At 45.1% G+C, this 23,119-nt stretch carries 20 protein-coding genes; 14 read left to right on the top strand and 6 right to left on the bottom strand.

Annotation, left to right across the window (positions count from 1 at the left end; translation table 11 throughout):
• Positions 1 to 488 precede the first annotated feature (488 nt).
• The 6 genes from ASL11_RS24575 (at position 489) to gyrA (ending at position 8,708) form a co-directional block, all read left to right on the top strand.
• Positions 489 to 776, top strand: a complete 288-nt coding sequence (locus tag ASL11_RS24575) for a hypothetical protein (protein WP_056620764.1) — start codon at positions 489 to 491, stop codon at positions 774 to 776.
• A 572-nt stretch (positions 777 to 1,348) separates the two neighbouring features.
• A complete protein-coding gene (locus ASL11_RS24580; protein ID WP_056620766.1) occupies positions 1,349 to 2,164 on the top strand; it encodes a GDSL-type esterase/lipase family protein in 816 nt (271 codons plus the stop codon).
• Positions 2,165 to 2,178: 14 nt separating this feature from the next.
• Entirely contained in the window at positions 2,179 to 3,141 is a 963-nt protein-coding gene (locus ASL11_RS24585) for an ABC transporter ATP-binding protein (protein ID WP_082595795.1), read from the top strand.
• 15 nt (positions 3,142 to 3,156) lie between these two features.
• Positions 3,157 to 4,149, top strand: coding sequence for an ABC transporter permease (locus tag ASL11_RS24590; RefSeq protein ID WP_082595796.1), 993 nt, complete (start codon positions 3,157 to 3,159; stop codon positions 4,147 to 4,149).
• A gap of 27 nt (positions 4,150 to 4,176) precedes the next feature.
• Positions 4,177 to 6,150: a DNA topoisomerase IV subunit B gene (gene parE / locus ASL11_RS24595; protein WP_056620768.1), complete on the top strand. Its 1,974-nt coding sequence runs from the start codon at positions 4,177 to 4,179 to the stop codon at positions 6,148 to 6,150.
• Positions 6,151 to 6,266: 116 nt separating this feature from the next.
• Entirely contained in the window at positions 6,267 to 8,708 is a 2,442-nt protein-coding gene (gene gyrA / locus ASL11_RS24600; RefSeq protein WP_056620770.1) for a DNA gyrase subunit A, read from the top strand.
• Here the strand turns inward: gyrA and ASL11_RS36715 are convergent.
• Positions 8,699 to 8,866, bottom strand: coding sequence for a hypothetical protein (locus ASL11_RS36715; protein ID WP_157257037.1), 168 nt, complete (start codon positions 8,864 to 8,866; stop codon positions 8,699 to 8,701). The genes gyrA and ASL11_RS36715 overlap by 10 nt on opposite strands.
• 331 nt (positions 8,867 to 9,197) lie before the next feature.
• On the opposite strand from ASL11_RS36715, the gene ASL11_RS24605 reads away from it, so the two are divergent.
• Positions 9,198 to 9,602: a MarR family winged helix-turn-helix transcriptional regulator gene (locus ASL11_RS24605; RefSeq protein WP_056621812.1), complete on the top strand. Its 405-nt coding sequence runs from the start codon at positions 9,198 to 9,200 to the stop codon at positions 9,600 to 9,602.
• A gap of 15 nt (positions 9,603 to 9,617) precedes the next feature.
• On the opposite strand, the gene ASL11_RS24610 is transcribed toward ASL11_RS24605, so the two are convergent.
• Genes ASL11_RS24610 through ASL11_RS24620 form a run of 3 tightly spaced genes read right to left on the bottom strand, consistent with a single transcriptional unit; the run spans position 9,618 to position 12,374 of the window.
• Positions 9,618 to 10,328 carry an RluA family pseudouridine synthase gene (locus tag ASL11_RS24610; RefSeq protein ID WP_268796231.1) on the bottom strand — a complete coding sequence of 237 codons (711 nt, stop codon included), beginning with the start codon at positions 10,326 to 10,328 and terminating at the stop codon, positions 9,618 to 9,620.
• A 3-nt stretch (positions 10,329 to 10,331) separates the two neighbouring features.
• Positions 10,332 to 11,198 (bottom strand): class I SAM-dependent methyltransferase, encoded by an 867-nt coding sequence (locus ASL11_RS24615; RefSeq protein ID WP_056620772.1) that lies wholly within the window; start codon positions 11,196 to 11,198, stop codon positions 10,332 to 10,334.
• 54 nt (positions 11,199 to 11,252) lie between these two features.
• A complete protein-coding gene (locus tag ASL11_RS24620) occupies positions 11,253 to 12,374 on the bottom strand; it encodes a peptidylprolyl isomerase (RefSeq protein ID WP_056620775.1) in 1,122 nt (373 codons plus the stop codon).
• Between the two features lie 182 nt (positions 12,375 to 12,556).
• Here ASL11_RS24620 and glgB point away from each other — a divergent pair, with 182 nt between their 5' ends.
• From glgB to cls, 5 genes are all read left to right on the top strand, one after another.
• Positions 12,557 to 14,563, top strand: coding sequence for a 1,4-alpha-glucan branching protein GlgB (gene glgB / locus ASL11_RS24625; RefSeq protein ID WP_063795683.1), 2,007 nt, complete (start codon positions 12,557 to 12,559; stop codon positions 14,561 to 14,563).
• The gene (locus ASL11_RS24630; protein ID WP_056620777.1) at positions 14,506 to 15,654 is read left to right on the top strand and encodes a glucose-1-phosphate adenylyltransferase; all 1,149 of its coding nucleotides are present in this window, start codon (positions 14,506 to 14,508) and stop codon (positions 15,652 to 15,654) included. Before glgB ends, ASL11_RS24630 begins: the two co-directional genes overlap by 58 nt.
• A gap of 6 nt (positions 15,655 to 15,660) precedes the next feature.
• On the top strand, positions 15,661 to 16,773 hold the full coding sequence (gene glgD, locus ASL11_RS24635) for a glucose-1-phosphate adenylyltransferase subunit GlgD (RefSeq protein ID WP_056620779.1): 1,113 nt from the start codon (positions 15,661 to 15,663) through the stop codon (positions 16,771 to 16,773).
• A 52-nt stretch (positions 16,774 to 16,825) separates the two neighbouring features.
• A complete protein-coding gene (gene glgA / locus ASL11_RS24640) occupies positions 16,826 to 18,256 on the top strand; it encodes a glycogen synthase GlgA (protein ID WP_056620781.1) in 1,431 nt (476 codons plus the stop codon).
• A 109-nt stretch (positions 18,257 to 18,365) separates the two neighbouring features.
• Positions 18,366 to 19,826, top strand: a complete 1,461-nt coding sequence (cls, locus tag ASL11_RS24645; RefSeq protein WP_327205115.1) for a cardiolipin synthase — start codon at positions 18,366 to 18,368, stop codon at positions 19,824 to 19,826.
• Positions 19,827 to 19,910: 84 nt separating this feature from the next.
• Here cls and ASL11_RS24650 read toward each other — a convergent pair whose 3' ends face one another.
• Together ASL11_RS24650 and ASL11_RS24655 are read right to left on the bottom strand one after the other, a co-directional pair.
• Entirely contained in the window at positions 19,911 to 20,336 is a 426-nt protein-coding gene (locus ASL11_RS24650; protein WP_056620783.1) for a VOC family protein, read from the bottom strand.
• A 76-nt stretch (positions 20,337 to 20,412) separates the two neighbouring features.
• The gene (locus ASL11_RS24655) at positions 20,413 to 20,898 is read right to left on the bottom strand and encodes a MarR family winged helix-turn-helix transcriptional regulator (protein ID WP_235550574.1); all 486 of its coding nucleotides are present in this window, start codon (positions 20,896 to 20,898) and stop codon (positions 20,413 to 20,415) included.
• 108 nt (positions 20,899 to 21,006) lie between these two features.
• Between ASL11_RS24655 and ASL11_RS24660 the strand changes: the two genes are divergently transcribed.
• Positions 21,007 to 21,957, top strand: a complete 951-nt coding sequence (locus ASL11_RS24660; protein ID WP_235550575.1) for an NADP-dependent oxidoreductase — start codon at positions 21,007 to 21,009, stop codon at positions 21,955 to 21,957.
• Positions 21,958 to 22,123: 166 nt separating this feature from the next.
• A complete protein-coding gene (locus tag ASL11_RS24665) occupies positions 22,124 to 23,107 on the top strand; it encodes a sugar ABC transporter substrate-binding protein (protein WP_157257038.1) in 984 nt (327 codons plus the stop codon).
• Positions 23,108 to 23,119: the final 12 nt, after the last annotated feature.

Consider the following 23,119-nt stretch of genomic DNA (forward strand, 5'->3'; position numbering starts at 1 on the left):
TTTCTTCCTCCGCTCCATTCTCATAGTCTGATTAAAACACAAATGACCCGTAAGAGGGCACTTTTTTCAAAGTGTCCATCTTACGGGTCACAGTTCATTGAAAGTGGTTAGGCAGCTTTTTTATGCGATGCGAAAGAAAATTCGAATAGAAATTGAGAGTGGTTATCATTTAAAATGAGTTGAATGACCTATTCAGCGCGGTGGTGCATACGAGGTAATGGAAGACTACGAGATGAAGAAAGCTCGCTATATGGAGCTCGATAGGCTGTGGCTTAAGCAACTTTCGTAGCTGCACTTCCAAAGGGCTGTATGTCTTCCAATTCGATGCGATAGCTGAAATAGGCGATAGGGATTCAATACTAGAAATTACAAGAGCGAGAAGTCATTTCCCGCTGCTGGGTGATATTGGTTTAACCAATGCATCAGTAATAAGCGAACTATGTTATACGATTTGGGTACACTGGCATTCTGTTGAGGCATTAGGTAGAATGCGTTCACAAGCGACTTTTCAAGACCTCCTACGCCATATTCTAGAGGATGGACAAGCATGTGGCCCAGAGGAGGATCGTCATCTATCTGAGAAGCGCACCATGGACTATTTGGAGCAATTTTCTCATCTTCAAATGACAATTGAGGAATTAGCCGAAATGGCTGGTATGAGCCGAAATTATTACATGCGCAGCTCGATCAATGAGATCTTCACTGGTGACCCTGTTTCCATTGATAAACAACTCGATATTCAAACCAAATTATTGTTAACCCTCGATAGTAAATAAATGCAGTGGAAGCGGCCGGCCTCTGGTAGGTTTAGGCTGCTTTCTTTGTCATATTCTCCAACATTTAAGCCCATGGTTGGGCTAATTTTCTGAATTTGAGTGTTACCGATTGATAGGATAATTGTGCCACAGGGACACACCTACTACTGACAACTGCCATTTAACGAGACACGAATCACTAATAGCCCCCACGCCCAACCATTCACCACCAGCCATCCAACGACACAATCTGTCACCTGAAAAAGTGGTGTGTAGCATGCTGTAAGTCGATAAAATCGAGTTACAGGGTGGAATTAGAGCTGTGAACATGCTGTAAGCCGATAAAATCGAGTTTCAGCGTGGAATTAAAGCAGTGAACACGCTGTAAGTCGATAAAATCGAGTTACAGAGTGGAATTAGAGCTGTGAACACGCTGTAAGCCGAAAAAATCGAGTTACAGGGTGGAACTATTTGTGAGCATCCTGCAATCACATCCCGTAAACTCGACGAATCTGTCCAATGTTTGCAAAATTTGACGAGAAGCTATACTCTTAAATTGGAAATATGCCAATTATTCGCAGGAGGGGACAGCATTGAAATCATCTCGCTTCATCTGGGGTGCCATTGGTTTAACCGCGTCAATATCTACGATTGTTTTCGCCGTTGGCTTTGCGTACGCGGCGAATCAAATATGGTTCCCTAAAGCGTCTGGAGATTGGCAACTCGCTACTCCAGCACCTACGAAACCATCGATTATTGAAAGCAGCAGCAAGCTGCAAATCGTCGCACTCGGGGATTCACTCACAGCTGGAACTGGCGACAATACGGGTAAAGGCTATGTTGGTCGTGTCCGTGAAAAGCTGGAAAAAGCAAGCGGTAAACCCGTTTTTGTGCTTAATAACCTAGCTATTCCTGGCTACAAAAGCGATCAGCTTCTTGCGGATTTAGAATTGAAAAAAACACAAGATGCACTAGCGCAAGCAGATATCATTTTGCTTACGATCGGTGGAAATGATATTTTTGCTGGAGGGGATGGGCTCTTTAAAGGAGACAATCAGACCGAATTTAATCCTGAAGCCGCAGAGAAACGGGTAGACCCAGCACTAGCCAAAATGGAAAAGATCATCTCATCCATAAATCAAGCGAACCCGAAAGCAACGCTCTTATATATCGGTTTGTATCACCCTTTTCTAGATCTTGATCCATCGAGACAGGGTTCCTTAACCGTGCAACGCTGGAATAACGGCGTGTTTAAACTGACGAATAAGTATCCACAGATGCTCATTGTTCCTACCTACGACCTATTTGAGCAAAATTTGATCAAATATTTATCTTCTGCCGATCATTTTCATCCGAATGGGGATGGGTATGAGCGAATTGCGGATCGGATCGTCCAAATTTTAAAATAGGGAGGACATGCTCTATGGCTATAGCAGCAACGCCTAAAATTGTTTTATCTGTCAATAATCTTAAAAAAAGCATCAAAAACAAAGAGATTATTAAAGGCATTTCTTTTGATGTCTATGCTGGTGAAATATTTGGTTTTCTTGGGCCTAATGGATCAGGCAAAACAACGACAATTCGTATGCTCGTGGATTTGATTCGTCCTACGGAAGGGACTATACAAATCTGTGGGTTTGATGTACATAAAGAGCATGACGAAGCGATGAGAAAAGTGGGTTGTATTGTTGAAAATCCAGAGCTTTATTCCTATCTGACAGGTTGGGAAAATCTCGAGCATTTCGCCCGCATGCTGCCTGATGTCGATGAGAATCGGATTCGAGAAGTCGTGGAAATTGTCTCGATGGATCAGCGGATTCATGATAAAGTGCGTACCTATTCACTTGGCATGCGCCAACGCTTAGGGATTGCTCAAGCGCTATTAGGGCGGCCAAGCTTATTGATTTTGGACGAGCCAACAAATGGACTTGACCCACAGGGGATCAAAGAAATGAGGGAGTTTATACAACGATTAGCTGCAGATGGACTTAGTTTATTCGTCTCCAGCCACTTGCTCAGCGAACTTCAGCAAATGTGTCACCGTGTAGCGATTATTAGCCATGGTGAAGTGATTCAAGTCGGTGCTGTCGATGAGCTCATTGCTCAAGGCGGTAGAGTCGTGTGGACGGTTTCACCAGGTGAACATGCGCAGCGTGTACTGCAATCTTCTGAGTTCGTGATTTCAGCCATTGCGGTAGACGCAGATAATCTATCTAACTTACCAACAACGGCTATGCAGATTTCAACTCAAATGAATCAAGAAGACATTCCTAAGCTAAGCCAACTCCTAATCGAACAAGGAATTAGTTTGTACGCAGTAGAAATCAAAAATCCAACACTTGAAGATTTGTTCTTGCGTCTAACCGAAGGGGAACGAATCGAGTAGGAGAAGGTGAATGAATTGACAGGACTCTATGCTTTAGTTAAAAATGAAATGATCAAAATGATTAAGAAAAAGCGATTTTATGTCATTCTACTTATTCTTCTTGCTTTAATTCCCATGTTCACTTATGCTCAAATGCGAGTTGCTCAACATACACAGAAGCAATTTGGTACATCGGATTGGAAGGCGGATCAGCGGCAGAAAGTGACCGACTGGGAAAAACGCCTTAGCTCAGCACGAACACCAGATGAGTGGAAGCAGCAGCTCCGTGTACAAATTCAAATTGCAAACTACTATCTGGATCAAGACGTGAATCCAAGTTCACCGAATGCGGTTACATTTACACGTGAATTTGTGAAAAATGCCGTAGGTTTATTTATTCCGTTGATTATTATGGTCATTTCAGCAGATATCGTATCATCCGAGCATTCTACGGGGACTATTAAATTATTGTTGACAAGACCGGTCAGGCGTTGGAAAATCCTATTGAGTAAATTAATTACCGTTATCTTCTTCACCTCACTGACTGTTTTATCGACGGGATTGATTTGTTACTTGATTTCTGGCGTTGTTTTTGGTTATAACGGATGGAACATGCCGATTTTCACAGGCATACAGTTGTCTGGGGCAGATGTCGATTTTAGTCGTGTTCGCGCCGTGGATCAATGGTTCTTTCTCTTGATGGAATTCGGCTTAGTATGGTTTACAGCAATCGTAGTAGCGATCATGTCGCTGATGCTTTCTGTATTAATTCGATCAACCGCAGCAGGTATGGGGGTCATGCTTGCCGTATTAATATCAGGAACCATTTTATCAAACATGGTTTCCTCGTGGGAGACGGCTAAATATTTGTTTATGGTCAATTTGGATCTGACGAAGTATCTAACCGGAGGGATCCCACCTATTCAAGGTATGGATTTAGGGTTCTCGCTTAGTGTGCTAAGCGTATGGACTGTAATAGCGCTTATCGTTTCGTTTACGGTATTTTCGCGCAAAGATATTTTAAATTAGAGATTAAAGAGATAAAGGAGGGCTCCAATGGCTGAGCAGCTAGAATTTGCGAAAGGGAAAGCCCCGACACCCACGACAGATTACGAAGCAGACGATATTCAAGTCCTGGAAGGGCTTGTTGCTGTTCGTAAAAGACCAGGGATGTATATTGGCAGTACCAGTTCTTCAGGTCTTCATCATCTGATCTGGGAAATCGTAGATAATGCAGTCGATGAGCATCTGGCAAAGCATTGTTCCAAAATTAATGTCATGATACATAAAGATCAATCGGTTACCGTACATGATAATGGCCGCGGTATTCCTACAGGCATGCATAAGACAGGTGTTCCTACGCCACAAGTCGTATTCACCATCCTCCACGCTGGCGGTAAATTCGGAGGTTCAGGCTATAAGAAATCTGGAGGCTTGCATGGTGTCGGAGCTTCGGTAACTAACGCGCTTTCAGAGTGGTTGGAAGTAGAAATTAATCGCGATGGCAAAGTGCATAAGATGCGTTTTGAATATTGGGTTGATGATAAAGGCATAGAACATGTTGGTGAACCTGTAACAGGACTTGAGGTTATCGGCAACACCAATCGCACAGGGACGAAAGTAACTTTCAAACCAGATAAACGCGTCTTCCAAGGTGGAACGACGATCAATTACGATACACTAGCTGAGCGTTTGCAGGAAATTGCATTCCTGAACTCGGGACTGCAAGTCAACCTGAAAGACGAACGCACAGATAAAGTGGATTCGTTTCAGTATGAAGGCGGTGCAAGCCAGTTTGTAGCCTTCCTGAATGAAGAGAAGACCGTGCTGCATCCTGTTATTCATTTTGCCTCGGAGAAGGAAGAAATTGAAGTTGAAGTCGCTCTGCAATACAATGATGGCTATACGGAGACGATTGCATCCTTCGTAAATTCGATTCCTACACGCGGCGGTGGAACCCATGAGACGGGTTTTAAGACAGCTTACACGCGAGTGATGAATGAATATGCCCGTAAAGGGGGCATTCTCAAGGAAAAGGATAAAAACCTCGATGGGACGGATCTCAGAGAAGGTATGATGGTCGTCATCAATATCAAGATGGGTGATGTCGAATTCGTAGGTCAAACCAAGGACCAACTAGGAAGTGCTATTGCACGTAGTGCGGTAGATGCCGTTGTATCCGATAAAATGACCGTTTTCCTTGAAGAAAATCCTCATATAGCGCAAATGATGTTGAAGAAGGCTGTACAAGCATCCAGAGCGAGAGAAGCCGCGCGTAAAGCACGTGAAGAGATTCGCAGCGGCAAGAAAGGGAAGAGTGAGAGCTCTAACCTGAATGGGAAGCTAACACCTGCGCAATCGAAGGATTTGCAACGGAATGAGCTATTCATCGTGGAAGGTGATTCTGCTGGTGGATCAGCGAAGCAAGGGCGTGATTCGAAGCATCAAGCGATATTGCCGCTCAAAGGTAAGCCGATGAATCCCGAGAAAGCAAAGCTTCTTGATATTTTGAAAAATGAAGAGTATAAGGCCATTATCGCAGCGATCGGGGCTGGAGTAGGTTCTGAGTTCGAAGCGGAAGAGACGAATTACGGCAAAATTATTCTGATGACAGATGCCGATACGGATGGCGCACACATTCAAGTGTTGCTGCTAACTTTCTTCTATCGTTACATGAAACCATTGATTGATGCTGGCAAAGTGTATATTGCTCAGCCTCCTCTGTATAAAGTGACGAGAAAAGGTAAAAATGGTGGTCATAAATATGCTTGGACTGACGATCAACTGCAAGTAGTGGTCAAAGAACTCGGTAAGAATACGGAGCTTCAGCGCTATAAAGGATTAGGCGAGATGAATCCGGATCAGCTGTGGGAAACGACGATGAATCCGGAAAGTCGAACGCTGCTCCAAGTACAGATCGAAGATGCGGCCAAAGCAGAACGTCGTGTGACAACATTGATGGGCGATAAAGTAGATCCACGTAAGAGATGGATTATCGAAAACGTTGATTTTACGGAATATGTTGAGTAGATGAAATAAACGGCTACGTCGTCCTCAAAGGACGAAAGCGTTTATCTAAAAATATAGACAACTTATCATGTGAAACATGTAATTGTTATATTTCCAAAAAGAGTGGTGACGAGAAAGTGAGTATCATAGAAGAGTTTTTGCCAGCCTTTCTGGAGGAGATCGTAGGGGATCGCTTCGGTCGGTATTCCAAATATATTATTCAAGATCGCGCAATACCTGACGTGAGAGACGGCTTGAAGCCAGTTCAACGTCGTGTGTTGTATGCGATGTATGACTCCGGCAATACGCCAGATAAGCCTTACCGAAAATCAGCCAAAACCGTCGGGGATGTAATGGGTAATTATCATCCGCATGGTGATGCGTCGATTTATGATGGTATGGTACGTATGGCACAGCCATGGAAAATGGGGCATACACTAGTCGATGGTCACGGGAACTGGGGTTCCTTAGACGATGATCCACCGGCAGCTATGCGTTACACAGAAGCACGGCTGTCAGAAATCGCAATGGAATTACTGCGCGATATTGAGAAGCGCACGGTCATGTTCAAAGATAACTTCGATAATTCAACCAAAGAACCGGTCGTATTACCTGCTCGTTATCCAAATTTGCTCGTTAACGGGGTAAGTGGGATCTCTGCAGGCTTTGCAACAGAAATTCCGCCACATAACTTGCGCGAAATTATTGATGCTTGTACTGCTATGATCGATAAACCTGAAATTACGGTTGACGAATTAATGTCCATTGTCAAAGGTCCTGATTTCCCGACTTCAGGGATCATCATGGGCGAAGAAGGCATTCGTGAAGCCTACCGGACAGGTAAAGGTCGTATCTATATCCGTTCCAAAACTGCGATCGAAGAAATGCGCGGTGGCAGACAGCAAATTGTGATAACAGAAATTCCCTATCAAGTGGTTAAATCTCGGTTAGTAACGGCGATGGAGAATATCCGTCTGGAGAAAAAAATCGAGGGAATCGCGGAAGTAAGGGATGAAAGCGGACGGAATGGGCTTCGTATCGTGATTGAGCTCAAGAAGGAAGCAGATGCACAAGGGATTCTGGCCTATTTGCTGAAGAAAACGGATCTGCAAGTCACGTATAATTTCAACATGGTTGCGATTGTGAATAAAGCACCTCGTCAGCTCGGTATCCGCGAGATTCTAGAAGCCTATATAGGGCATCAGAAAGAGGTCGTGACGTTCCGCTCCCAATATGAGCTTGAGAAAGCGGAAGATCGAGCACATGTCCTCGAAGGACTTGTGAAAGCACTGAACATACTAGATGAGGTCATTGCCACGATTAAAGCTTCGAAAAATCGGCAGGATGCTCAAAATAATCTCGTAGAGAAGTTTCATTTTTCGGAACGACAAGCTGATGCCATCCTCGTCCTGCAATTATACCGTTTAACGAATTTGGAAATAACAACGCTGGAGAAGGAATTGAAGGATGTTGAGAAAACAATTGCATACTTGCGTGGGATTCTTGGCAGCTTGAAGAAACTACTAGGCGTTATTAAAGATGAGATGGGCGAGATCCGCAAGAAATATGGTATTGATCGCCGCTCCGAGATTCAAGGAGAAGTCGAAGAACTGAAAGTTAATCTAGAAGTTCTAGTAACGGCGGAAGATGTGCTTGTCACCTTGTCCAATGAAGGCTACTTGAAGCGTACAAGCAAGCTTTCCTTCACACGTTCAGGTGGAGAGCTTGAGAATACAGGCTTGAAGGAAGGCGATTATCTTCGTTTCTTGCTGGATGTCAATACGATCGAGAGTTTGCTGATCTTCACGAAGAAGGGGCAATACTACTTATTGCCTGTCCATCAAATTCCAGAATATAAGTGGAAAGAGAATGGAACAGCGATCGTGAATGTCATCCCGATTGCGAAGGAAGATCGAATCGTGAATGTCATTCCAGTCAAGGGATTCGAGGATCCGACGAAGTCACTCGTGTTCGTTACACGAAAAGGTCAAGTGAAGCGGACAGAGCTGAAGGAATATATGACGAACCGCTCAAATGCGATTGTTGCGTGCAAACTTGGCGAGCAAGATGAAGTGCTTCATGTTCAAATGAGTGACAATTCGAAGGAAATTCTTCTCGTCACGAAGCAAGGCATGAGCATTCGTTTCCGTGAGGAAGAAGTAAACCCGATGGGCCGTGCGGCCGCAGGAGTACGCGGCATCCAGCTCAAGGAAGACGATGAAGTCGTGTCAGCTGAGTGGATCTATGGGGATGAAGGGGAAGTACTGGTGATCTCGGACCTCGGGTATGCGAAGCGATCTCTCGTTGTAGACTATCCAATTCAAGGTCGCGGCGGGAAGGGGATTATTACCTTCGAATTCAAGGAAGGTAAGCGTGTCAGACCTAACGGTTCAGCTTTAATCCGGACATTCATTGTGAAAATGGATTACTTGATTACAGCTGTGATGAGTAATGGCGAGAAACTGCGATTCTCAACAGAAACAGCTCCGTTAGAAGATCGCAAATCCCAAGGCAAATCGCTTATTCCTGTGACGAAAACAGAATCGATTGTTGAGATTTTGCGCTTTCCTCAATCGTAACTAATCGTTGGTGGATCCAGTCTTTCAATTAATGCAAAAGCTAATTCTAATAAGACCCACAGAGGCATCGGTTCATCTAATCGATCAAGCCACTGTGGGTCTTTTAGCATACCGGCTTCCAGCGCTTTTTTACCTAGCTCCACTTTCCAAGCTTCCAATCCAATCACTCCTTGAAAGTAAGTTAACAGCCTTGCACGTCAAGTTTCTCCGAAAGTAAAGGAATTCGCTGTTGATTACAAGGGTGCATGACACCTTCGATCAGTATATGTAGGTTCTGGGCAACTTGTTAAAAGAAGTCGATTCGCTTGTCATTCCACACATGACTAGACAAACTATGTGAAGGCTCGACATTAGGTATCAGCAAACCACAGCATGTCTATGAATCTCGCAATTTTTGTAAGAAAATATTAATGGCATTAATCTTTAAAGTAGAGAAAAGGCATGCTATACTTGCTGTAAATAGGTGAAAATGGAAGCGAGTTGATGAGGATGTATTCCGATGAATTCGGAAAGCTATGGCTAAAATTATCGAAGGAATTGAAAAATCAGATGGAGGTAGGCTTAGCCCCTACGATTACGGAAGGACAACTGAATGTGCTTGAATTGCTCCTAGTCCATGAACGTATGAAGCCTTCGGATTTAATCGAGTATTTATCCACGACACCTGCTGCCGTTACAACCTTACTAGACCGGATGGAAAAAGCGGAGTTGATTACCCGTGTTCGAGATGAGAAGGATCGCCGAATTGTTTGGATCCACGTCACGGATAAAGGAAAAGCGGAATGCGAGAGAGGCCGTGGAATCCGTGAAGAACTGTTGGATTCGTACCTGAATCGCGTTTCCGCTCATAATCAGAAATTGCTTATTTATTTATTGGGCAAGGTTGCGAATTAAATGGCCTTCATCCCCTCATAGCTCGGGGATGGTAAATTCGTTCCAAGGCCGCTGTACTGGTGGCAGCGACCGGAAGTGCATCTCCTCTTTGAGCACAGGATGCTCAAAGGCAAGTGCCGTGGCCCACAACGCGAGCTGTTGGCCAGGTTTGTTTACAGCGCTGCCGTAGCGCTGGTCCCCATACAGCGTGCAGCCAATGGCAGCCAGCTGCACGCGGATCTGATGCGGCCGCCCGGTGTGCAGCTTGATCTGGATCAAGCTGAGCCCGTCTTGGCTGCCGAGCAGCTTATAGTCCAGCACCGCCTCCTTGGCGTCTTGCTGGCCTGCCTTGACCACGCTGACAGTATTCGTCCGCGTATCCTTCCACAGCCAGTGGCGCAGCGTAGCGGCCGGCTGGGAGGGTTTACCGTGCACGACAGCGACGTACGTCTTGTCGAGCTGTCGTGTTCGTACCGCGTCCGACAGTCGAGACGCGGCTTTTGACGTTTTGGCGAAGACCATCACGCCGCCAACCGGACGATCCAAGCGATGAACAAGCCCGAGGTAAACATTGCCGGGCTTGTTGTATCGCTCCTTGATATCCGCCTTCAAGGCGTTCAACAAGTCAAGATCACGAGACTCGTCTTCCTGCGTAGGCATGTTGACGGGCTTCTCAACAACAAGAATGTGGTTGTCTTCGAAAATAATCGGTATCTGCGATGCACCGTATTCATCCTTCAATGCCACCGTTTACGCCTCCCAGCGTCCCAGAATACCGCAAGGGAGCATAAGGCCGGAGTGGGTGATTGGCAGGCCGATTTCACCGCTGGAGATCGTGCCGCCATGCTTGTCTTTCATCGCCATTGTCAAAATGTTCTGAAGTACAGTTGCCGAGATGCCTGTCGTGTAGGAATTGATTAACAGGAACAATGGGTTGTCCGTCAAAATGGATTGGCAAGTCTGAATGAAAGGGAAGAGGTCATCCTCCAATTTCCAGGTTTCACCGTTAGGTCCACGTCCGTAAGATGGTGGATCCATAATGATCGCATCGTACTTGCTGCCGCGACGTTGTTCTCTCTGTACGAATTTGAAAACATCATCCGTAATGAATCGAACAGGTCTAGAACCCATGCCGCTCAGGTGCAAATTCTCCTTCGCCCATTGAACGACCCCTTTAGAAGCATCCACATGGCATACTTCCGCACCTGCATGCGCACACGCCAGTGTTGCTCCGCCCGTATAAGCGAAGAGGTTAAGAACTTTGATCGGACGACCAGCACCCTTAATCTTGTCCATCATCCATTTCCAATTGACCGCTTGCTCAGGGAAAAGACCCGTATGCTTAAAGCTAGTTGGCTTAATATAAAAGGTCAGCTTCTGATCATACGTAATCGTCCAACGCTCAGGGAGCTCAGCATTCTGTTGCCATTGGCCGCCGCCGCTGGAGCTGCGGTGATAATGCGCATCAGCTTGACGCCAAGCTGGCGTTTCTTTCTGTAGTGGCCAAATAATCTGTGGGTCGGGTCTACGAAGAACAATCGTCCCCCAGCGCTCTAACTTTTCGCCGCCGCCCGTATCGAGAAGCTCATAATCGACCCAATCTTTTGCATAAAACATGTTGTAATCCATCCTTCAACTTGTAAACTTTTCTAAACATCCATTGTACAACATTTATTGACCTAAATCGATCTTTTCAATCAGACCAGGTAGTTCTTTTTCAGTAAATTGTTGGAATTGCGCCTGTTCAAGCGAAGCACGCAGTGATTCTTTTACTGCAGCAAAAGGTTTAACAGAGCGAGAGTCAACTTTGATCACGTGATAGCCAAACTCGGTTTCAACGGGATCACCAATTGTTCCAACCGCTTGAGAGATCGCAGCGTTTTTGAATCCTTCAACCCACTGGCTCACATCAGCATCAGCGTAAAGACCGCCAGTATCCTTCGAACCTGGATCTTCGGAATATTGTTTAGCAAGCGCTGCAAAGTCTCCACCATTTTTGAGTTTCGTTTGAATATCCTTGGCAAGTGTAAGTGCTTCTTCCTTCGTGCGAAGGGTTTTGCCTTCAGCGTCGTTAAGTCCGATCAAGATATGACGAACAGAAGCGATCGTAAACGCATCTTTATTGGCAGCAAGCGCTGCATCATACTGAGCTTTCAATTGCACGTCAGTAATACTCGATTTCACATAGTTAATCCCTGTCATACTGCCAACGAGGTAATATTGGAGATCCAGTTCTGATGAATGCGCCGATTGCAGGTCCGCTTTAAATTTATCTGCCCCAAACTGTTGCTTCCAAGCAGCTACTTGTTCAGCGGCACCTGTTTTCGCAGCAGCCTGATCTGCTTCGGATGATCGACTATAGAGAATTCGGTTCGTCACGAGTTCTTTAAGAACACTAGTCTGATAGTCTAGGTTGTCCTTAGAGGCCGCATGCGAACTATTGAACAGGGCCTTGAGGTTAAAGAACGCATCAAATTCTCCCTTTGTTACCGTTCCGCCTGTGTATGTTGCAACGACTTGATTCGGATTGTTACCGACCCAAATTGTACTTGTTGTATCATCCCACGTAACTTTCTTGCCAAGAGCGTCGCTCATGAAGCGCAGGGGTACATACGTATTACCTTCATAGATGAATCCTTTGGCATCAGTTGGCGTTTTTTCGACACCATCAAACATATACGTCAGATTACGGAAAGCTACTTCGATTTGTGTACCAGCTGCAAATGCGACAGTTCCACTTAAAACAGAACCAATGGTTAAACCTACGATAAGTCCTTTTACTTTATCTTTCATTATGGGTGATCCACCTTTCATTTCTTGTCCTATCAATAATTCACCGAAGGTTGAGAGATTTCCTTTTTTTTATTCGTATCGAATTGAAGGAATTCCTTACCTGTTTGTTGTATTTGTAGAGGTAGAGACGATTTGTTACACGCATCTTAGAGTAAAGACATGTCGAAATAGGGGGGGATAATGTGGGAGCAAACGTTGGTATACCCAGCTCCGAGGATTTGTTTCTGCTTCATGAAGGATCCCTTTTCCACAGTTATCGTATCTTAGGGGCACATGTTAGCAAAGAAATAGGGCATGAAGGTGTTCGATTCGCCGTTTGGGCACCGCATGCGAGAACCGTGTTTGTACTTGGAGATTTCAATGATTGGCAATCCGGCGAGCATACGATGGAAAAGATTAGTTCATTAGGACTCTGGGTGATTTTCATTCCAGAAGCACGTGAAGGCGACTATTACAAGTTCGAAATTCATAGTCAGACAGGGCAGATTTTATTAAAAGCTGATCCCTATGCCTTCTATTCTGAATTAAGGCCCGGTACGGCATCACGGGTGGTTGATTTAGAGGGGTATGAATGGCAGGATCAAGCCTGGCAGCAGCAGAAGAAAGAGGTCCCCGCTTATAACAAGCCGCTGTCCATTTACGAAGTGCATTTAGGCACTTGGCGTAAAAAAGATCGCAAGAGCGAGGAGCTGTACACGTACGAACAATTAACGAGTGAATTAGTGGATTATGCGGTTGACATGGGTTACACGCACATTGAAGTCATGCCGCTGGCCGAGCATCCGTTTGATCGTTCATGGGGTTATCAAGCCACTGGCTACTTCTCTGTGACTAGTCGTCACGGTGCACCTAAGGATTTCATGCGTTTCGTAGATCGCTGTCATCAAAAGGGAATTGGGGTCATTATGGACTGGGTCCCAGGTCATTTTTGCAAGGACAGTCACGGACTCCGCCAGTTTGATGGCAAGCCTCTATATGAATATGAAGACCCTCGCAAAGCTGAGAAGCTGGAGTGGGGGACACTTACCTTCGATTTCGGCAGGCCGGAGGTTCAGAGTTTCTTAATCTCAAATGCCTTATTTTGGATGGACATGTATCATATGGATGGGATCAGAGTGGATGCTGTTGCTTCTATGCTGCACCTTAATTTCGGCAGATGGAATGAAGAGCCAATCCATAATCAACTCGGTGGGGATGAGAATTTGGAGGCCGTTGCGTTCATTCGCAAGCTGAATCAAGTTGTATTCTCCTATTATCCAGACGCGCTGATGATGGCGGAAGATTCGACGGATTGGCCGCTAGTTACGGCTCCTGTGCACGAAGGTGGACTTGGATTTAACTACAAGTGGAATATGGGCTGGATGAACGATATGCTAAAATATATGAAGCTGGATCCCATCCACCGGAGATATAATCACAAGTTAATTACCTTCTCATTCATGTACGCATGGAGTGAAAATTATGTACTTCCCTTGTCACATGATGAGGTCGTGCATGGAAAGCGTTCACTCCTGCATAAGATGCCAGGAGACTATTGGCAGAAGTTCGCTAATTTGCGTGTTTTATATGGCTACATGTCGGGGCATCCAGGCAAAAAACTGCTTTTCATGGGTAGTGAATTCGGTCAATTCGATGAATGGAAGGATCTCGAAGAGCTGGATTGGTTTCTTTTAGACGGGTACGAGAAGCATATGCAGATGCATCTTTACGTGAAGTCGCTCAATCAGTTTTATTTGAACGAACCGGCCATGTGGCAGCTGGATCATGATCCAGAAGGCTTTGCATGGATTAATCCCCATGACGAGAGCCAAAGTGTTGTCACTTATTTGCGAAAAGGGAAATCGCCGGAGGATGAACTTATTCTTGTGTGTAATTTCACACCTGTTGTTCATCCGGATTATCGGATCGGCGTTCCGAAATTAGGTCTCTACGAGGTTGTTTTTAATAGCGATGCTACAGAGTTTGGCGGTTCCGGACAAGGAAATACGCTGCCAATCACAAGCAAAGCAAGTCCCATGCATGGTATGCCATACAGTTTATCGTTATGTATTCCGCCGCTTGCGGCTGTCTATATCAAGTGTGTGAGTGAATTCCAATCAGAGATTGATGAAGGTGAAGGGGGAAATCAAATATGCGCAGTAAAGAATGTGTTGCTATGCTCCTCGCTGGAGGAGAAGGGCGAAGATTAGGCGTACTGACGAACAATTTAGCTAAGCCAGCTGTTCACTTTGGCGGCAAATATCGCATCATTGATTTTACTCTCAGCAATTGTACGAATTCAGGGATTGATACCGTAGGTGTTCTTACACAGTATCAGCCGCTTGTTCTCAATACGTACATTGGTATTGGAAGCTCTTGGGATCTTGACCGCAAGTATGGCGGTGTGACTGTATTGCCACCATTCATGGAGCAAAAAGGTGGAGATTGGTACAAAGGAACTGCAAACGCGATTTATCGCAACATCGGCTTTATCGAGCAGTATGATCCAGAATACGTCTTGGTCATCTCGGGTGACCATATTTATAAAATGGATTACGATCTCATGCTTTCTTATCACAAAGAGAAAAAAGCGGACGCAACGATCGCTGTTATCGAAGTGAAATGGGAAGAAACAAGCCGTTTCGGTATCATGAGCGTAAATGAGAAGCAGGAGATTACCGAATTCGCTGAAAAGCCGAAAGAAGCAAACTCTAACTTGGCTTCAATGGGTATTTACATTTTTAACTGGAAAGTATTGAAATCCTATTTACTTGAGGATGAAGCGAATCCGGAGTCCAGTAAGGACTTTGGGAAAGATATCATTCCGATGATGCTGAAGGAAGAAGCGAGAATGTTTGCTTATCCGTTCCAAGGTTATTGGAAAGACGTTGGAACCATTGATAGCCTTTGGGAAGCCAATATGGATCTTTTAGATGACAATAATGAATTAAACTTAAATGATAAAGACTGGCGTGTATATTCACAGAATCCGTACCAACCTGCTCAATACGTAGCGCCTACGGCGAATATTAAACGTTCATTGGTCAATGAGGGCTGTGCGATTTTTGGAGATGTCGATCATTCTGTTCTCTTCTTCGGTGTCCAAGTTGGTGAAGGCAGCCAAATTAAAGATTCAGTCATTATGCCGAATGCCAAGATTGGTAATAACGTAACGATTATCAAAGCCATTATTGGTGAGAATACGGTCGTTGAAGATGGTGCGGTTGTCGATGGCAATGGTGAAATTGTACTTATTGGCGGTAACGAACGGGTAACAGGCTACGCTAATCAGAAGGGATGATGTCAGATGAAACATGTGATGGGAGTCATTAATTTAGTCAATGAACCGGATGATTTGGAGGAACTGACTTATTTCCGCTGCCCGGCATCTGTGCCTTTTGGTGGTCGTTATCGGTTAATCGATTTTGCTCTATCGAATATGGTGAATTCAGGGATTGACAATGTAGCTGTATTCACTCAACACAAATATCGTTCGCTCATGGATCATCTGGGATCTGGAAAAGAGTGGGATTTGGATCGTAAGCGTGGGGGACTTTTCGTCCTACCTTCCGTACTGGATGAACCGACGGGTATCTCCCGCGGTGATTTGTATCAGTTCTATAGCCATCGTGACTATTTCTACCGCGGTAAAGAAGAGTTCGTCATTATTTCCCGCAGCCACATGGTGTGCAATCTGGATCTACGCGATGCGGTACGTTACCACGAAGATATGCAAGCGGATATCACTGTGATTTATAAGCAAACCGATGAAGAGGTTCATGGGAAATTCCGCCGCATGGCTGTGAAGGACACTGGTCAAGTAACCTTGATGGAAGATCATACGGGTCGTTTGCGGACAAATAACATCTCCATGGAAATGTATATCATGAGCAAAGCGTTGCTCTTGGATATGGTGGAATCCTGCTTAGCGCAAGGATATGATCATTTGGTTCGTGATGGCATTATGAAAAATATTGATAAGCTGAGCGTTTATGGCTACAAATTTGAAGGGCATCTGGGCATTGTGAATTCCATTCAAGGTTACTACAAGCACAGTATGCAGCTGCTGAATCCTGTGATTTGGCGCGAGCTGTTCTTCCAGAAGAATAATCTGATCTATACCAAGGTTAAGGATGAGCCGCCTGCCAAATATTTGGACTCCGCTTCCGCTAAGAACGCACTTATCGCAAATGGCTGCCAGATTGAAGGGAAAGTGGAGAACAGCATTCTGTTCCGCGGGGTGAAGATCCGCAAGGGCGCCTACGTGAAAAACAGTATCATTCTGCAAAACTGCGAGATTGAGGAAAACGTAATTATCGAGAATGCGATTCTGGATAAGGACGTCTTCATTAGCCGCGGACGGGTATTAACTGGTGACAATAAAGCACCATTCATTGCAGCGAAAACCAAAGTGATCTAAACGCAAGTTCGTGTGTTGGATCAGGTTCTAGCAAAGTTGGAGGAGTGGCAAGATGAAAATACTGTTCGCGGCTTCGGAGGCCGTTCCTTTTATAAAGACAGGCGGTTTAGCGGATGTGATCGGCTCCTTGCCTAAGGAGCTGACGCGTCAAGGACTTGATGTGCGTGTTATTTTGCCGAAATATGGTGATATCCCGGCTAAGTTTAGAGATCTGATGACACATGTGACGTCATTTGATGTACAGTTGGGCTGGCGGAAACAATATATCGGCCTTGATATGTTGGTGCATGAAGGGGTTACCTATTATTTCGTCGATAATGAGTTTTATTACAAGCGATCTGGTATATATGGCTTTGGGGATGAGGCGGAGCGATTTGGCTTCTTCTGTCGAGGTGTCATTGAGGCCCTTCCATATCTTGACTTTCAGCCGGACGTGATTCATTGTCATGATTGGCAAGCAGGTATGATTCCTGTGTTGTTGAAGGCTCATTATCAGCATTTGCCGTTCTTTAGCGAGATCAAGACGATGACGACTGTTCATAATTTGAAATATCAAGGCGTATTTGGCCAACAAGTGTTCAAGGATTTGTTCGGTTTGTCAGATGACCACTTCTCAGGAACAGCGCTAGAGCTTCACGGTGGCGCAAGCTTCCTGAAGGGTGGACTGTTGTATTCGGATCAGATAACAACAGTAAGTCAGACATATGCGGAGGAGATTCAAACACCGTATTACGGTGAATTCTTGGACAGCCTACTGCGCCACCGCAAGGATCAATTAACAGGCATTGTGAACGGGATTGATTACGATGTGTTCGACCCTATGACGGATAAGAATCTGGTTGTGAATTATCGGGATTCGTTACCAAAGAAGACGCAGAATAAGACGGCACTTCAAGAGCGTCTAGGACTTCCTGTGAACGGCGATATCCCAATGATTGTACTTGTAACTCGTCTAGTACAACAGAAGGGTCTAGATCTGATTCAGCACGTGCTTCGTGAAATCCTAGCCTTAGACATACAACTTGTTGTTCTTGGAACTGGTGAGCCTGTCTATGAGCAAATGTTTCGGAACGCTGCAATCACACATCCGACTAAGGTGTCGGCGCACATTTATTTTGATGAAGCGTTAGCACACCAGTTCTACGCTGCATCAGATCTCTTCTTAATGCCATCACAGTTCGAGCCGTGTGGCATTGGACAGTTGATTGCGCTGCGCTATCGTTCTGTGCCGATCGTTCGTGAAACAGGCGGTCTGAAGGATACAGTGCAGCCGTATAATGAGTTTACAGGAGAGGGCACAGGTTTCTCCTTCACGCATTATAACGCTCACGATATGCTTCACATCATCAGGCGCGCGGTTTTCTTTTATAAGAATGATCGTGACAGTTGGATGAAGATTCAGAACAATATGAAAAAAGGTGACTTTAGCTGGCGCAAATCTGCTCAGCAATATATCACGCTTTACACGGAAATGACTTCTTAATTGACTGGAAGTAAGCCTCTTAATTCGAAAGAATTCAGAGGCTTTTTTCGTTATTTAGAAAATTCAGGTATAATAGATACAGATAAGTAAAGAGGGTTGGAGTGGTACAATGGGCATGGATTGGATTTCTCATATGTTGACCGTGTTGTTCGTCGTTAATATTTTATTGGCACTCACGGTGGTATTCTTAGAAAGGCGCAATGTGGCAGCTACATGGTCTTGGTTAATGGTGCTGCTATTCATTCCTATTCTAGGCTTTCTATTATACGTGATGCTAGGTCAAAATTTGAGCCGCCGAAAGCTGTATAAATGGAATAAGCGCATGCAGGAACGGATGCAGACTGTGATTAGTGAGCAGCGGCAGCAGCTCATGGAAGGGACTTTTCCCTATATCGATCCAATGGTTATGGAGTATCGTTATTTAATTTATTTGAATGTTGCAACGAATGATTCATTTTTGTCGCAGGATAACGATGTACATATTTTCACAGATGGGGTCGAGAAGTTTAATGATTTGATTAGCCGAATTGAGGCAGCGGAGCACCATATCCACATGCAATATTATATTGTGAAAAATGATACCTTGGGTCAGCGGATCCTGGAAGTGCTCACACGCAAAGCGAAGCAAGGGGTGACTGTTCGTTTTTTATATGATGATATCGGCTCACGTACGTTGAAAGATTCGTTTTTCAAGGATTTTCTACTGGCAGGTGGACACAAAGCGGCATTCTTTCCGTCAAGTATTCCTTTTCTTAATTATCGTGTTAACTATCGGAATCATCGCAAGCTCGTCATCATTGACGGGCAGATCGGCTACATTGGCGGATTTAATATTGGGAATGAGTACCTGGGCCTGAATCCGAAATTTGGTTACTGGCGGGATACACATCTTCGATTGTCGGGCAGTGTCGTGCGAGCGTTGCAATCACGTTTTATCCTGGATTGGAACCTTGCATCGGCAGAAACATTGGAAGTAGATATGACATATTTCCCAGCGGTTTTGGAGAATGCCAAACAAGGTCAGGTTCCCATGCAAATTGTCGCAAGTGGTCCGAATGAAACTTGGCCGCATTTTGTGTATACATTTCTTAAGCTGATTCATTTGGCCAAAAGCCGAATTTTGCTGCAAACACCTTATTTTATTCCCGAAGAAAGCATGTTGAATGCGTTGCGAATTGCGGCGCTCTCGGGGATTGATGTAAGGATTATGATACCTGAGAAAGCTGATCATTTATTCGTTCATTGGGCTTCGTTGTACTATGTGGGGGAACTGCTGCGTGCAGGTGTGAAATGCTATCTGTATGATTATGGCTTTCTGCATGCCAAAACCATTATCGTAGACGGTAAAGTGGCCTCAGTTGGTACTGCAAATTTCGATATTCGCAGCTTACGGCTTAATTTTGAGACGAATGCACTGATGTTTCATGAAGAGACAGCAACGAAGCTGGAAAACACCTTCTGGAAGGATATGGAGGGGTGTATGGAGCTGACGCTGGAGGAATATGAGAAGCGGTCGCTTCGCATCCGTTTCCTGGAGTCGATTTCGAAGTTGATATCACCCATCCTATAGTGCAAATAAAAAGGATTCCGTAAACTCACTTGAAGGAAGTGAGCGATGGAATCCTTTTTCTATAGAGAAAGCTAAGTGTAATTTCTAGAAACTTTCACCACTGTCAAGATTGAACTGCCATAGAATGCCGAACTTGTCCTCAACTTGGCCGTACAATTTGCTCCAGTCAGTTGCTTGAAGTTCCATGCCAATTTTCCCGCCTTCTTTGAGCTTATGGAAAGCGTTTTGGATTTCATCGGCGTTTGCGCTAACGTAGGAAAGACTGATATTGTTTCCTACAACGTAGGGCATACCTGGGAACACATCGGAGAACATAAGCGGGCTTCCGTTAATATCTAAACGAGTGTGCATAACGCCATTTTTGGCTTCTTCAGGAAGTGGATAGTCGGGGTGAGCTGGCATATCACCAAATGTAATGATTTTTGGAGTGGGCAGATTAAATACTTCTGCATAGAAAGTCACAACTTCGCGAGTGTTTCCTTGGAAATTTAAATAAGCATTAATTGACATGACCATTCTCCTCTAATTGTGAAATTGGGACAACCTCCTATATTCTACCACTGGTTACATAGAAAATCCACCAGACCTATAAGCTGAATAACAAGGACTGGAGTTGACTTCTCCCTTCGGCGGATAAGGATTGGAGTACCTGATCAGAGGCTTGGCTCATCGCGGCTCGAGCATTCGCAATCAAGGGAGGTGCTTCATCCGTCAACTGGAGAAAAGTTGCTCGACGATCATCAGGATCCGTCGTACGATGGATGAGCGCCTCCTGTTCCAGTGCGTCAACGAATTGTGTGACAGTGCGCGCTTTGATGCCTAATTTGGTCGCGAGATCTGACATTCGAATACGCCCTTCTTCTTCAATCGCAATGAGGACACGTACACGCGGCCCCGTCAAATAAGCAGGGATTCCTAACATCGCTAAGTGCTCCTCAAATTGCGTATGCAATCGATGAGTCGTACGTATCAATAGTTGTAAAATATCTCCCGCCGTAGGTGTAGATGGAGAAAGGCTGGAATCCATGGAAGTAGGTAGTGGATCAGGTGTGTTGGTTTGAGTTGGCTTCATAGTCCTCCTTGACATCGCGGAAAGTACTGAGTATACTCAGCTTAAAACCAATTACTGAGTATACACATTAATATACCATACATGAGAAGAAAAGAGGAGAGATCCAAGATGAGTGATCACATGGATAAGAGAGACGCTGATCTGATGCGTGCTGTGCGTTACCATGCTTTTGGTGAGGCCGAAGTCCTGCAAGTAGAAACAATCCCTATTCCACAGCCACAAGAAGGCGAAGTGCTTGTTCGCATACATGCTGCTGGTGTTCTGCCTGTGGATTGGAAAATACGCCGTGGTTTGTTCCCGATGCCGATTCAATTCCCACATATTCCGGGAACAGCTTTCGCTGGTGTCGTTGAGGCAGTTGGAGCAGGGGTGTCTATCTGGAAACTTGGAGATCCTGTATTCGGCCGAAGTACGAAAGGCACTTATGCAGAGTACACGACTGCACCTGAGGATGCGATTGCATATAAGCCCGCTTCCCTATCTTACGAAGAGGCTGCAACCTTGTCAGGAGGAGCCACAACTGCGTGGCGTGCCCTTGTTTCGGAAGGCCAAGTGAAGCCGAATGAGCGTGTTTTGATTCATGGCGCCGCGGGAGGTGTTGGCATGTTTGCGGTACAGTTCGCGAAATGGATCGGTGCAGAAGTGATAGGTACGGCAGGGCCGAAGAATGTGTCTTATGTGGCATCATTAGGCGCTGACAAGGTGATTGACTACTCGTCTGAACGATTCGAAGAGATCGTACAGGATGTCGATTTCGTACTAGATACGGTGAGTGGTGACACCCTCGCACGTACATGGTCTGTTCTGAAGCAAGGAGGCAGATTGGCTTCGATCGCGGGCCAGCCGCCGCTGGAGAAAGCCAAGCAGCACGGCATCGCGTTGATTCGTCCGGGCATCGCCACGAAGGAAGATTTGAAAGCCATAGCGGAGCTAATTGAAGAGGGAAAGCTAACGATTCACATTGATCAATGTTTTGCAATGGCAGATGTGCGCCAAGCACATGAGAAGAGCCAGACAGGGCACGGTCGAGGTCGGATTGTGCTGAGGATGACCAATTAAGCAGCTGTTTATGTAAGGCGCCTTCAATCATGAATGTGTTTTACAGCAGATTGCACAAAACCTACTTCCAGCAACGTAATTGTTGCTGGATTTTATTTTGATTCTATTCGAATCCCCGAAATCATGATAGAATTACTGGAAATTGGAAGAGTCTGTGGGTGAAAGTATGAAAAAATTGATTTTGATTGCGATCATAGCCAGTAGTTTTGTTACGCTGTCATTTTCTTTCTACTATATGCTCAAGATTTATCAAAGCGATTTGAGTATGTCTACGGCAGGAGAGCCTATGGTGAGTGAACATGCTGAGCGCATCGTGATCATCTCACAGGAACAAGGCAGCTTTATGATGAATGCCATTCAAAAAGGGGCCCGTGAGGCCGCAGAAGAACATCATATTCAAATTGATTTCTGGGGTGTATACCGTTCGAACTTGGAAGGGTTAATTAAGCAGATCGATATTGCAATCGCTTCCAAAGCGAGCGGGATTGTTGTAGAAGGAGTGGATCATCCAGATTTTAATCTTATGGTGAAGAAGGCGACAGAGAAAGGGATACCGATCATTACGATTAATTCCGATGCTCCGAGCAGCTTACGTAAGTCATATATCGGTTCCGATCATTATCGAGAAGGGATTATTATGGGGGAGTACATTGCGACCCAGTTGAATGGGAAAGGCGTAGTTGGTGTCATTAAGAGCATATCCTCACCATCAACGGATGATCTGCGATTGAAAGGTCTGACCGAAGTTTTTAAGAAATACGAAGGACTAAGGGTCGTAATTGCAGCTAATGATCCTGAGATGACACAACCGAAGATGCAAACGAATGATATTTTGAATCACTATCCGGATGTGACGGCCTTTATCGGACTGTCGTCCGAATCTGGAGAAAGTATCGTTCAAGCGGCGCATTCGCGCTCGCGGACCAAAGAATATCCGATTTTCCAATTCGATGATTCCCCCCAAACCATGATGCTTATTAAAAATGGGCAGGTGAAAGCTGGGCTCTCGCAGCATTATGAAGATATGGGTATTCTCAGTGTTAATTTAATGAAACGTTGGTTAGATGCTGCGCAGCTGCCGCTTGAGAACAGCTACTTCACACCAATTAGCGTGGTGACTTCATCTGGAGAAGAGGAGAGAGCGCCCTGAAAACCATTCGAA

The organism is Paenibacillus sp. Soil750 (genome assembly GCF_001428045.1).
GTDB classification, from domain to species: domain Bacteria; phylum Bacillota; class Bacilli; order Paenibacillales; family NBRC-103111; genus Paenibacillus_E; species Paenibacillus_E allorhizoplanae.